At 46.4% G+C, this 12,613-nt stretch carries 7 protein-coding genes; all 7 read right to left on the bottom strand.

What is annotated here, in order from left to right:
* Nucleotides 1–49: 49 nt before the first annotated feature.
* The 7 genes from EXU57_RS14660 to EXU57_RS14630 all read right to left on the bottom strand — a co-directional run bounded on the left by EXU57_RS14660 (nt 50) and on the right by EXU57_RS14630 (nt 12,506).
* Nucleotides 50–1,882 carry a CocE/NonD family hydrolase gene (locus EXU57_RS14660; RefSeq protein ID WP_133268976.1) on the bottom strand — a complete coding sequence of 611 codons (1,833 nt, stop codon included), beginning with the start codon at nt 1,880–1,882 and terminating at the stop codon, nt 50–52.
* Nucleotides 1,883–2,148: 266 nt separating this feature from the next.
* A complete protein-coding gene (locus EXU57_RS14655) occupies nt 2,149–3,786 on the bottom strand; it encodes a serine hydrolase domain-containing protein (RefSeq protein ID WP_133268975.1) in 1,638 nt (545 codons plus the stop codon).
* Between the two features lie 51 nt (nt 3,787–3,837).
* Nucleotides 3,838–4,935: a mandelate racemase/muconate lactonizing enzyme family protein gene (locus EXU57_RS14650; RefSeq protein WP_133268974.1), complete on the bottom strand. Its 1,098-nt coding sequence runs from the start codon at nt 4,933–4,935 to the stop codon at nt 3,838–3,840.
* Nucleotides 4,936–4,950: 15 nt separating this feature from the next.
* Complete coding sequence (locus EXU57_RS14645) at nt 4,951–6,477, bottom strand: serine hydrolase (RefSeq protein ID WP_243745604.1); 1,527 nt, start codon at nt 6,475–6,477, stop codon at nt 4,951–4,953.
* A 211-nt stretch (nt 6,478–6,688) separates the two neighbouring features.
* Entirely contained in the window at nt 6,689–7,855 is a 1,167-nt protein-coding gene (locus tag EXU57_RS14640) for a serine hydrolase domain-containing protein (protein WP_133268973.1), read from the bottom strand.
* 170 nt (nt 7,856–8,025) lie between these two features.
* Nucleotides 8,026–9,447: a RagB/SusD family nutrient uptake outer membrane protein gene (locus EXU57_RS14635; protein ID WP_133268972.1), complete on the bottom strand. Its 1,422-nt coding sequence runs from the start codon at nt 9,445–9,447 to the stop codon at nt 8,026–8,028.
* 20 nt (nt 9,448–9,467) lie between these two features.
* A complete protein-coding gene (locus EXU57_RS14630) occupies nt 9,468–12,506 on the bottom strand; it encodes a SusC/RagA family TonB-linked outer membrane protein (protein ID WP_133268971.1) in 3,039 nt (1,012 codons plus the stop codon).
* Nucleotides 12,507–12,613: the final 107 nt, after the last annotated feature.

Here is a 12,613-nt window from a genome sequence, read left to right as displayed (position 1 = left end):
GCACAACGCTAAAAATAAACTTAAGGATTGGTTACGGTAATCGCGTGATTTATGATTTTACAACCGGCAATTCGAGATAGGTGGCAAGCTGACTATTACAATGAATGGTTTGGGTGGCTTTTATAAAATCAGACGTTTTTGCTTCGAAGATATTAGGTACAAACTTCTGCGGATTGCGATCGATAACAGGGAACCAGGTACTTTGAATTTGTATCATCAGTTTATGACCTTTCAAAAAAGTGTGGTTGATATGGTGCAGATCAATCACGATTTCTTCGGGTTTACCCGGTACCATTGGCTGAGGTTTCTCGAAGCTTTTTCTAAACCTGCCCCTGAATACTTCCATTGCAACCGGGAACTCATAACCACTCATTTCAATATTGCGTGCGTCAAAGCCGGGGTACACATCAATGAGCTTTACAACAAAGTCGGCATCGGTACCAGTGGTGCTTACAAACAGGTGGGCCTTTACGTTTCCCGTGACCGTTAAGTCAGCTTGCAGGCTATCAGCCGTAAAGCTTGCCACGTCCGGACGTGTGCTTACAAAACGTTGGTCTTCTACCTGCCAGATCTTCCACCTGCTACCGGGAAAATAAGTTGGTTCAATGGGCTGTGTTCGATAGGGGACAGGTTTAGCAGGGTCGCTAATATAGCTTACGGCCGCTGTTGCCCCGGGTGGTTTGTTGAAACTGCAGGTGCCATCTGCCTGTGTAAACAGTCGCTTGATTTCAGCATCTTTTGGTGGCCATGCATTATACGATTTCCAGGTATTGCTGCCGGTTTGAAAAGCCGTAACCTCGGGTAATTTTTCTTTTTCAATTCCTTTTAGCCAAAAGTCAAACCATCGCTTTTGCATATCCTGGAAATATACCGCTGTTTTACTCCCAAAATCTATTTTGCCAAGGCTATCGCCTTTAGCTCCCGCCCACTGACCATGGTACCATGGTCCAAGCAATAAATAGTTCCGGTTTGATGTATCCCGCTTCTCAAGCTGACTATACATAACCTGCGGACCGTTCAGGTCTTCCTGGTCGTAGTAACCGCCTACATGCAATATGGGTATCTGCGGGTAAAGAATGCTGGAAAGCCTTGTTTGTCGCTTCCAGAAAGAATCATAATTGGGATGTGCTGCAAAATTGTTCCAGGAAGGAAGCCGGTTTTTGAAGTGGGTGGGGTTGACGTTTTTAAGCGGGCCCAGGTTCAGGTACCAATGGTAAAGATCATATTGAGGGAAAGGAAAACTGCTGTTCTTTTCTTTGTCGTTTTCAACCATGTAACTGTATTCAAAACCATAACTCAAGCGGAAGGCCCCGTTGTGGTGCATATCATCGCCCAGAAACCAATCAGCCGGAGAGGCCTGGGGAGAACTTGCTTTCAGTGCCGGATGTGGATCCGTGGTGGCATCGAGTGCGGTCCAGCCAAGATAGGAGATACCAAAAATGCCAGCCTTGCCATTGTTGTTCGGTACATTTTTTACCAACCAGTCTACGGTGTCGTAGGCGTCGGTGCTTTCATCAACCTTAGTCTTGTCCGTTAAGTGGTACAATGGCTTACTCATTTCAAAAAGGCCTTCACTTTTAAACTTGCCACGCATATCCTGGAAAACAAAAATGTATCCCTCCTTTGCCATTGCAGCAACATAAGGCACCTTAAGAATATCGTAACTATCGGGAACATCTGCACCATACGGCGTGCGTTGGATCACGATGGGAAAAGCCGTTGTGGTATTTGCCGGTGACAATACCACGGTAAAAAGTTTCACCCCATCGCGCATCGGGATCATGAACGTTTTCTTCGTGTATGACTGAATCGTTGCCTGTTGCGCATCCAGGAAACTGAAAGTTGTTACTACAGAAAATATAAGGCAAAAAAGCTTTTTCATAATGAGTTCATCTTGGTGATTTCCAATTTAATCTTGCCGATAAAACCATTGGTTAAAGGTCGGCAATGAAGTAAATAGCCTATGAAACAGGGTATTAAAGCCAATGGTAATTGTTGGCGGGTCGCACGCTTGTACTTTCAATCCCTACTGGCCAAGTCAATTAACGAGCAAGCCTAACTAATAACATTAATTGATGACTACTTATATCTGTCAGTGGTTTAGGAAGACTCATCCTTTCAACCCGTGCAATCCGTGTTCCGTTCTATTTATCTTTTTACAAAGGGGATATCCTTTATTCTTCCAGCAGATAACCCAAAACCACTAACCTTTTTGCTTGCCCGGTCGAAACGAATTTCACCAATGGCATTGCCGAAAAATTCATCGTTGCCGATTGATTTTAATTCATGTTCGCCATGGCGCATATGCTCGATAAATAGTTTATCTGCTTTGCGGTATACCCGGTACACGGCACTTAATTCGGAACTGTAATATTCACCCTCGTAGTCGCTGAATGTTTTTGGATTGGCAACAAAGGGAACGACCCGTGGCGCTTTGATGGCTTTATAGCTGAGTTGGTATACTTTACCGCGGCTGTCTTTATTAAAGGTCATTGCGGCGCCATAAGCGGGTACCCAAAAGCTGGAATCATTTTTTGCATCGAGCTGGTATTTATCTTCGTCCGTAGCCCGTGTCATGAGCACGCCGTTCTCGAAAGTGATGTTCACCAGCCAGCCCGGTCCGAGCTTGTATAAACCGGTATATGATTTCATGCGTGTGGAGTCGACCACTACGGTTGAGTCGGTATTGCTTACCCCCGGGGCAGCACTCGTTGACTGTGGTTTCAACTGATCCTTTAAAAACAACTCCGCCACTTCATCGGCTGAGGAGCGCGAAAAGGTAGCATGATTGGCCAATACAACTATGCCCAGGTTTTGATCAGGATAATAGTTGCTTACGCTACGATATCCCGCCCAAGAACCCGTATGCGACACATGCTTCACACCTTTGTATTCGCCCACGACCAAACCAAATGCATAAGGTATTCTTTCGCCATTATCCAAAGTGCCTGTTTCCAACATTCTTTTGTAAATGGGTTTGTTATCGCGTAAGGCTTGCAGAAAATGGATCATCCATTTGCCAAAATCATTTGCCGATGTAAACATAGAACTCGAGCCAAGTGCAGTCAGCTGGCTGTTTGCTTTAACATAGGTAGCATTCGCGGGATAATACGAATACGCGATGTTCTTAATGATCTTTCTATGGTTCTCGAGAAACTGGGTTGAACTCATACCGAGGGGAGTATAAATGTTATCCTGTGTCCAGCTACCAAAAGTTTTTCCGGAAAGCTTTGCAACCACCTGGGCGAGTAAATTATAGCCGGTATTTGAGTACTGGTATTTTGAACCCGGCGGGAAGTCGAGTCCATTTTGGCGTTTTACCATGCGCATGATGTCAGCCATGGAATACACCTCTTCTCCGCGCCACCCGGCAACAGCAAGCGCTTCGGTCCAGTCGCGCAAACCACTGGTATGATGTACCAGGTGATCAATGGTGATCGTCTTTCCAAAATCAGGTACTTCGGGAAGATACTTGCGGATATCATCTTTAAGCGACAGCTTTCCTTGTTCGATTAAGGTGGAGATGGCATATGCGGCAAATTGTTTCGAAACAGAGGCGATGTCGAATACGGTGTTGGCTGTATTGGGAATATCGTAGTCGAGACTCGCCAAACCATAACCTTTCGAAAAAACCATTTTACCTTCTTTTACAACTGCAATGGCGCAACCGGGGGTATTTGACTGGTATGCTTTAAAAATTGAGTCTATACGGTTGGCAATCTCATCAGGGCTTTGCCGGGCAAACAGGTTGGTCGAGATCAACAACAAAAAAATAAGCTTTTTCATTTCGTTTGAGCGTATAATGGAACGGTAGGGCTGGCAGGCCGGGTTTGTTGATTAGATAGAAAAGTTCTCGCACTTTTTCAAAAATGCTTCGTCAACATCGGCGCCGATGCCGGGGGTATCGTCGATGTCGAGAAAGTAGCCATGGTATTGCACCCCGCCGGTAATGGGGTCTTCCAGGTGACCCACCATACAGGTATCGAGATCGAAATACTGAATGGCAGGGCTGGCATAAACTACGTGAAGTTTGGCCGACAATGCAAGCCGGCTCTCCAGCATTCCGCCCATCATACATGGGATTGATGCCTGGGCCGCGAGTTCCTGGATCTTAAGCGCTTCGCTAATGCCGCCTGTTTTTGCCAGCTTTATGTTGATGGAATCACAGGCATTTGCAGCGATCAGTCGTTTTGCATCATGGTGATCATAGCAACTTTCATCAGCCATAATCTTCACCGGTGATCGCTTAACCAGCGCCGGTAACAACCCATCGTCATAGGCCCTTAAAGGCTGCTCACAAAATTCGATATTGTATGCCTGTAAAGCATCAAATGCGGTAACCGCTTCATCAAAGGTCCAGCCCTGGTTTGCATCCAGTCGTAGCGTCATTTCTGCACCTACCGCTTCCCTGATCCTGCTTACTCTGTCTATATCTTCGTTTACCTTTTTGCCTATTTTAATCTTCAGGATGCTGGCACCACTTTCCTTGAATTTCAGTGCGCTTGCCGACATCTCACCAGGGGTGCCAATGCCAATGGTAATATCAGTTTCTACGGTTCGTTTAGTACCTCCCAGGTATTGGTAAAGGGGTTTTCCGGCACTCTTGGCAGCGAGGTCATAGAGAGCCATGTCGAAGGCGCTTTTGATCGTTGTATTGTAAGCGCAATAATCATTGATCTCTTTCATCCTGGCTGAAATATCAGCCGCATCTTTGCCTTTGATAATGGCGGCGAAATCTTTAGCCAGCGCAAGGCAGGTGTCCTGTGTTTCACCTACGATCATAGGAAAAGCCGAACATTCTCCCAGACCATACAAGCCATCTTCCGTATGTATCCTGATCAGCACGTTTTGCGCAAATTTCATGGTGCCGGTTGCAATCGTAAACGGTTCCATGGGAATACTAAATCGAACGATGTCGGTGTGCCTGATCTTCATTCTTGCCTTGTTTAATTAGTTCTTCTTTGTGTAGTTATACGTATCGTAATCAACGAAATCACTTACCCTAAGCGGAAGTGAGCGCACCTTTCCTCCTGAAATGTCGAATGCGGTTTTAAAAAAACCATAATCGATATTATCGTAAGTGATCAGCCATTCGCCACCATCCATATACTGCAAGGTTGCACTTAAGTTAACATGGTTGTCAAAGGTCACTTTCAGTTTGTTTGCATCCACGGCTTTGATGCTGAGGTTGCCATCCAATGTATTGGCATAAGTACCTTCATAAGCTTTCATCGGCAGAGCAGGCTTTGCTTTGCCGATCCGGCTTTGATAAGCCTTAAGTGCTGTTTTTTCTGCTTCCATTTTCTCTAGGTGTGCAGGTAGTATGGTCTTACTTCTATTTCTATAAGGAACACCAAGGTAGGCATCGAGGATCTGGACCCTCAACATCTCAAAGAAGTTCTGGTTATCGTTATTGGTCATGATAACAATCCCCAACTTTTCCTCGGGAACAAAGCAGGTGTTGGTTAGAAAGCCAAAGACCCCGCCGGTATGCCGGTAAATTATCCTGCCTGCAAAATCCGATACGTTTACACCAAGTCCGTAACCAACAAAGCCGGATGGAAGCATGGGGTTTTTTTCGCTCGAAATGATCGTATTGATTTTCCGGGTTTCCTTCAGCACCTCCCACGGCAGAATTCTTTTACCCTGGTAATTGCCGCTATCCAGCTGCATTTGTATCCACTTACTAACGTCTTTTATGTTGCTGACTATGCCACCGGCCGGACCCAGGTTGTCGATTTGGTCGTAAGGCAATTCAGTAAGCACACCCGTAAAGGCGCTGGTGTAGGGTTTGGAAACATTCCGGCGGTTTTCAATACCGGCAATTACAGGATAGGTATTGGTCATACCCAATGGTGTAAGTATGGTCTCCTGTACATAGTTGCTCCACGATTTGCCGGTTACAACAGGAATGATTTCACCTGCGGCAACAAAAGCGCTATTTGAATATCCATAGTCCTGCCTGAACTGGCCTACGGGCTTCAGCAACCGCATATTCGAAATAATGTCTTTGCGGGAATACTTGGTGTTCCAGTTTGCAAGATCACCATGAAATGTTTTCAACCCGAGGCGATGACTGAGCAGGTCACGGATGGTGACCATGCCGGTAGTTAGCGTATCATAAAGGCGAAACTCGGGGTGATACCTGGTAACCTTATCGTCGAGCGAGAGCTTCTTTTGGTGCTGCAGGTTAGCCATTGCGGTACCGGTCACCAGCTTCGAATTGCTTGCGATGATGAAAAGGGTATTTTCATCCACCGGCTCCTGGGACTTTAAATCTCTCACGCCATAACCTTTCATCACAACAGTTTTACCGTCCTTGATGATGGCAATGGCCAGGCCCGGAATGTTCCAGTCTTTCATGCCGGTGGCGATATACTGGTCAAGGCTGTCGGTAACAAAGCGGGGTGTTTGTGCAAACAAACTACTGCAAAATAATGTTGCGGCGACCAGAAAAACAATGTGTCTAAGCTTCAACTGTAATACGTTTATAGGCTGATATAGGCTGAACAATTCTTCCAGAAAGGTTTTGGAGACCAGCTGAATCAATACTATGATGCTCCGGTTGTGTCACTCACTTGTACGGCAACAATGCTGTTGAGCGATGTTGACGATAGCCCTTGCGATATGTGCCGCCAAAACAAACAAAGCCCTTCAGCAACATTTATCAGTTCAACCGACGCATCATTTAGAACAGGTCTTTAGTGGGCCATTGCGTATTTGGGTTGTTGATGGCCCGCCAAATCAACTGGTCCATTTCATTTCCAAAGTTGGCGTCCATGCTGCGGGTGTTAGTGAGTATAGCCCAGCTGAAACCATTTGAGGCGCGTGCCAGCATGGTAGCGGTACCAGGCAGTGCGCCTGTATGCCACCAGTTGTTGGAGCTGTTTACCATCCAACCCATTCCATAGCTTGGGTTAGCGGATGAGCCCGTCGTCATGGTTTGAATAGAGGCAGCACTAAGGATATCAGGCCTGGTATTAAACCCATCTGCAGCAACAACCAGTTTCATCAGGTCTTTTGCCGAACCGATCCATCCACCATGGGCATCCATACGTGCGATATTATAGATATAGGGGTTTTGGCTGCTTTGCCCATAATACTTTACCTCATCGGTTTTACGCTCTGCTTCGGTGTTGCCACCGATTTGCATCCTGGTAATACCTAACGGAGCAAGAATAGCTGATTTTACATGTTCTTCATAGGTCTTGTTGCTCACCTTCTCGATTATTCTTCCGAGTATATTGTAGCCAAAATTTGAGTAAGCATAAGTTGTACCTGGTGTTGTGGTTAAGGGACGATTGTCGATCGTCCAGGAGATCAGCTCCCTTGAACTCATATTGTTGGCGGTAAACATCGGGTCATTTGCATCGTTTGTCCAGCCACCCGCGGTATGCTGCAACAATTGCTGAACCGTGATGTTGGTGATATTATTTTGATACGGTTGGCCGCCATATTCTGTTCCAAGCACGCCTCCGGGTCCAAACACCTTCGCTGACAAGGATAGCTTTCCTTCTTCAACAAGTTTTAAAATGGTTATAGCGGTTATTGGTTTAGAGAGACTCGCGATACGGAAAAGGCTTGCCGTGTCAACAGCCCTGGCAGTAGTCTGATCGCCAAAACCATAACCCCTGGCATAAATCAGTTTGCCATCCTTTACAATCGCCAGCGATAATCCGGGAACATTAAACCGGGCCATAAAGTCGCGCACACCGTCATCCACCTGAGGGATCGTATTACCTGTATTCACCGGTGGGGGAGGGTCAATAATCGGGTTTCCTCCGCCACTATCTTTTGAGCAAGCGGCAAATTGTACGGCTATCATTAAAACCAATAGCCACCTCAAATTTCTCATATCAGAATAAGTTTGTTCTTCTTTAAACTAGTGCGGTTAAAAATACAATACTGTACACTTCATCAGGCCGAAAAGAAAAGGAAAAAGCGGTTTTCCCGTTAAATTAACAAGGCAAACCGCTTTTCCATTGATCCGGGTGCTTCGGGAGCGTGACAAGTGTTTTGCTATCCTTAATAACCCGGGTTTTGCGCTATACCCGGATTTGCATTTTTTTCAGCAAGCGGGATTGGCAGTATTAATTTATTTGATGGGTAGGTGATAACCGTTGACTTATCGGACTGGATTAGGTTTACATTCATCTTTCTCCGGGTAAGATCAAAGAGTCGATTGCCTTCAAAGGCCAGCTCTTTCCTGCGCTCAAGCATGATCCGGTCGATTAATGCCTGGCCGGTTAGTGTTACTGGTGCAGCGGTGGGTTCAGCCCTTTGAATGATGGTATTCAGGTCGGCCTGCGCCAACGCATCTTTGCCGCCCTGTGCAGCTCTTGCTTCCGCACGAATGAGGTAAACTTCGGCGAGGCGGATTACTTTAACGTTGTCATCCTGTGTTGTTAGTCCTTTTGGATACTTCTTAACAATGTACGCTGGGTTTTCGGCATTTGCACGAACGCCCGGTTGTATCAGCTGCCTTCTAATATCAGTGGCAGCGTAGGTATCGTAAAGGTCTTTTGTTGCAAGTGCATCACCATAAGCAGTTTGCTCGTAAAAGAAACCTATACCATTAACCGCTGGGCGGTCTGTTGGTGTATTCTCTATCTCAAACAACGACTCAACACTAAAATCATTAGCCCAACTCGCGATATACTGTGCATTGGTCAAAAGGGAATGATTTCCACTGGCTATTACCTGGCTGGCAAAACTTTCGGCATTGGCCCAATCACCTTTGTACAGGTATACTTTAGCTAAGAGGGCTTTAGCTGCATCCGGGGTAAAGTAGCCACCCTTCTTTGCCACATTAAGCAAAGTGATTGCTTTGGTAAAATCGGCAATCACCTGGTCATATACCTCTTTAACCGTATTCCGTGCAGGAGAGATAATCGCCTTTTGCGCTGTAGTAATGATGGGCACCCCGGGATGGTTAGCGTCTGCAGTAAAGCTATAGGGCTGCGCAAACAGGCGAACAAGGTCGAAATGCGCCAGCGCCCTTGCTGCATACATTTCGCCGATTGCTTGTTTTATACCCCCCTCGGTAGCCGAATTAACCGGGAGTGCCTCGCCTGCTGCAATAGCAAGGTTAGCATTCGAGATCACGTTGTACATGGATGCCCATGCGCCCAACGCATTTCCATCATTACTCGAAACCGCAAGGTTATCGTAGTTCAGGTAAAATCCTACATTTCTCCTGCTAATGTATACGTTGTCAGCCATCAGCTCGGGCAGTAGCACAAACGTGCGGTTGTAGTAATCGATGCTTTGAAAATAGCTGTAAACGCCATTGGTGGCATTGGTTAACGATTTCAGATCGGTGATCGTGCCGTTAAGCGGGAGGCTTTGCGGATTGGTAAGATCAACAAAATCTTTGGAACACGATCCGGCCCCTGTAATGAGCAGTCCGACAATAGCCGTTTTATAAATAAGTTTTTGAAGCGCCATGATTTCGGGAATTATCTGAATTAGAATGAAAGGTTTAAGCCGGCAACAATTTGTTTGGATACAGGCACCTGCCCGTTGTTAAGCCCACCAAGGTATCCTTCAGGATCGTAAGGCAGCCTGTCGTCTTTTACATAGGTGATCAGGTTGTTGCCCCTCAGGTAAATCTGGGCATTTGTAACGAAACGCTTAATAGGAAGGTCATAGGAAATAGTGATATCGCGTAAACGGATATAGTCACCATCGTATAACCAACGGCTTGAGTGTTGTTGCGCTACTCCAGTCTGGGTTCCACGAAACACCATTTTAGGCGCGAATGCGATATCACCTGGCTTTCTCCACCTGTTCTCATACGTGGTACGGTCGATTGAACCATAAACATTTGTTCCCTGCGCTGCGTCTGACGATGTGAAATGGCCATAGTTATCGTATAGCTTGTTGCCGAAGTTGTAGAAGATCAAAAAGGAAAGGGAAACACCTTTATAACTAAAGCTATTGGTCAATCCGCCAAATACTTTCGGAAGCGCAGATCCCTGTTTTGCGAAGGCAGCATCGTTGTACACCTTTGTGGTGGTTTTTCTTCCTTCGTCGAGATACCACATGCCTTCTCCTGTTTGCGCGTCTACTCCTGCCCAACCGCGCATATAGAATTCATACATTGATCCACCTTGCTCATGCACAAAGAAGCCGTCAACAATCCGGTTCTGCTGCTGGGTAAGCGATACGATCTTGTTTTTTTGTGTGCTGATATTAAAGCTGGTGGTCCAGTTGAAACCGTTGCTGGTTGTCGACCTGATGTTTTGAGCCGTCAGGGAAACTTCCACACCCTTATTGTCGAAAGCGCCGATGTTATTAAACACCGAAGCAGGTCCGCCATTGGTGTACGATACCGGAACGCTGAACAACAGGTTAGAAGTTCTGCGCTGGTAATAGTCTACCGTACCGCTTAGCCTGTTCTTTAGGATAGAGAAGTCTACACCAATATCAAAAGGTTTGTTTTTTTCCCAGGTAAGTGATGCGTTTGCGAGACCTGAAACGGCGTAGCCAGGAACATTACCGTAGTTGAAGCCGGCGCTGTAGAATCCTTGCGCAGCATACCAGTTAGAGGGTTGGTTACCCGTTACACCATAACTCGCACGCAACTTCAGGCTGTTTACAAAACCAACAGACTCCATGAAAGCTTCTTTCTCCATATTCCAGGCAAAACCGATAGAACCAAAGTTGCCAAATCTCCTGTCTGCACCAAATGGTGACGCGCCATCACGACGACCGGTAAGGTTAACGAAGTACCTGTTTTTGTAGTTGAAACTCGTATTGAGGAAATAGGAGACCAGCGAACGTTCGAGCACAGCCGAACCTACAGCCAGTAACTGTGAAGCCGCATCCAGTGTTTCTAAACCTTGAGCAGCAAAATTCGCTTTTTCTGCCACCAACAATTTCCGATGGGTTCTCTGTGCTTCTTGACCCAGGATTGCTTCCGCGCCAAAGTCGCCAAACTGTTGCCGGTACTTCAGCAAGTTGGTAATGTTCCAGTTGCTTACCTTGGTAGAATAGTTTCCACCAACCCCATTCAATGCCTGTGCATCCACCCACTGGGGATCCCAATAAAGTTCTTCGTCACCAAAGTTGAAGTCGATAGATCCGCGGGACTCAATGGACAGCTGATCAAGAATTTTAAACTCGGCACCGAGGTTGCCCAGTGTTTGGTAGACCATCGAGTTTTTCTTATTCTCATTAATCAGTACTTCATTGTTGTAAGCTATACCGAGGTTATAACTGCCATCAGCATTATACGGTGAGTAAAACGGAGAGGTAAGCCGTAGGTTCCTGATAGGGTTTTCGCCCCACCATGCGGCCCGTACGGTATTCATGTCCTGGTAATTGAGTCCCAGGCCACCATTGATATTTAAACGTCTGTTTGCTTTATGCGTAAAGTTGATCCTGGTGTTCATTCTTTCGTAGTCAACTCCTTTTACAACTGCATCCTGCTTGAAGTAGCCTGCAGATACAAAGAAGGTTGTTTTCTCATTTCCACCTGAAGCGGACAGGCCGTATTGTGAAAATTTACCGCGGCGGATGATCAGGTCCTGCCAGTCGGTACTCACATTAGGGTTAAGCCCCTGTGCAACCAGGTAGGTTCGGGCGGCTTCTGGGGTTGAAATGTTTAATGACGGATTGTTCAAAACCCCTTCGGTTAGCAACTCGGTCATTTCCGCTGTATTTAAAGGCTTGTTCCGGTCCTTGCGGGTCATCTCGTTGTAGCCATGCTGAACGGTAGCTTCAATCTTGGTGCTGCCGGCAGCGCCTCTTTTTGTAGTGATCAGGATAACGCCATTACCACCTCTTGATCCATAAATGGAAGTAGCCGAGGCATCTTTCAAAACCGTGATGGACTCGATATCATTCGGATTAATACCGGCAAGGGTATTCGACGACCATGCATAAGCCGTAGCCGGAACGTCAACAACAGGGATACCATCAACAACGAACAGCGGGCTGTTTGATGCAGAGAACGAGCCTAACCCACGGATGTTGATATTAAGCGCTGCACCAGGCTGGCCGGAACCCTGGGAAACGATAAGGCCGGGCACATTTCCCTGTAAACTTTCCTGGAAGGAAGCTCGGGAGCGATTGGCAACAACTTCCGGTGCCACAGTGGTTAAGGAACCTGTATACGAGGCTCTTGTCTGCCTGCCATATGGAACGGTTACCACCACTTCATTCAGGGTGCGAGCAGTGGTCACAAGCCGGATCGTAAGATTCGACTGGTCGCTTACGGGAACCTCCTGGTCAACAAATCCAACAGATGTGAACAGCAGGGTGGCGCTACTGGCGGCACTAATCCTGAAATTTCCGTTTACATCGCTAAGGGTCATCTGGTTTCCGCCCTTAACGGAAACGGTAACCCCTTTCAAGGGTAATTCTTCCTTGTCAGTAATTACTTTTCCGGTTACCAGGCTACCGCCCTGTGCAAACAAGGCATTAACCATAAAGAGACTACAAAGCAACAGGAGTGCATTTGTTAGTCGCTTTGACAAATACTGTCTTTTTTCTTCAAACATGATTTCAGTTTTGTTTTGATAGATCAATTATTTATTTACCTGGAATATTGAATGCGAACATAAAAGTAGCACCAGCTTATGATCATCCATTTAGGGACAGACATCCG

It is taken from the genome of Segetibacter sp. 3557_3 (genome assembly GCF_004354985.1).
GTDB lineage: Bacteria > Bacteroidota > Bacteroidia > Chitinophagales > Chitinophagaceae > Segetibacter.
The sequence above is the reverse complement of the archived record's forward strand: the minus strand, read 5'-3'. Positions and strand labels throughout refer to the sequence as shown.

What these genes read in the sequence shown, in the direction of transcription:
- EXU57_RS14660 (WP_133268976.1), bottom strand. Translation starts at nt 1,882, where the DNA reads ATGAAAAAGCTTTTTTGCCTTATATTTTCTGTAGTAACAACTTTCAGT.
- EXU57_RS14650 (WP_133268974.1), bottom strand. Translation starts at nt 4,935, where the DNA reads ATGAAGATCAGGCACACCGACATCGTTCGATTTAGTATTCCCATGGAA.
- EXU57_RS14655 (WP_133268975.1), bottom strand. Translation starts at nt 3,786, where the DNA reads ATGAAAAAGCTTATTTTTTTGTTGTTGATCTCGACCAACCTGTTTGCC.
- EXU57_RS14630 (WP_133268971.1), bottom strand. Translation starts at nt 12,506, where the DNA reads ATGTTTGAAGAAAAAAGACAGTATTTGTCAAAGCGACTAACAAATGCA.
- EXU57_RS14640 (WP_133268973.1), bottom strand. Translation starts at nt 7,855, where the DNA reads ATGAGAAATTTGAGGTGGCTATTGGTTTTAATGATAGCCGTACAATTT.
- EXU57_RS14635 (WP_133268972.1), bottom strand. Translation starts at nt 9,447, where the DNA reads ATGGCGCTTCAAAAACTTATTTATAAAACGGCTATTGTCGGACTGCTC.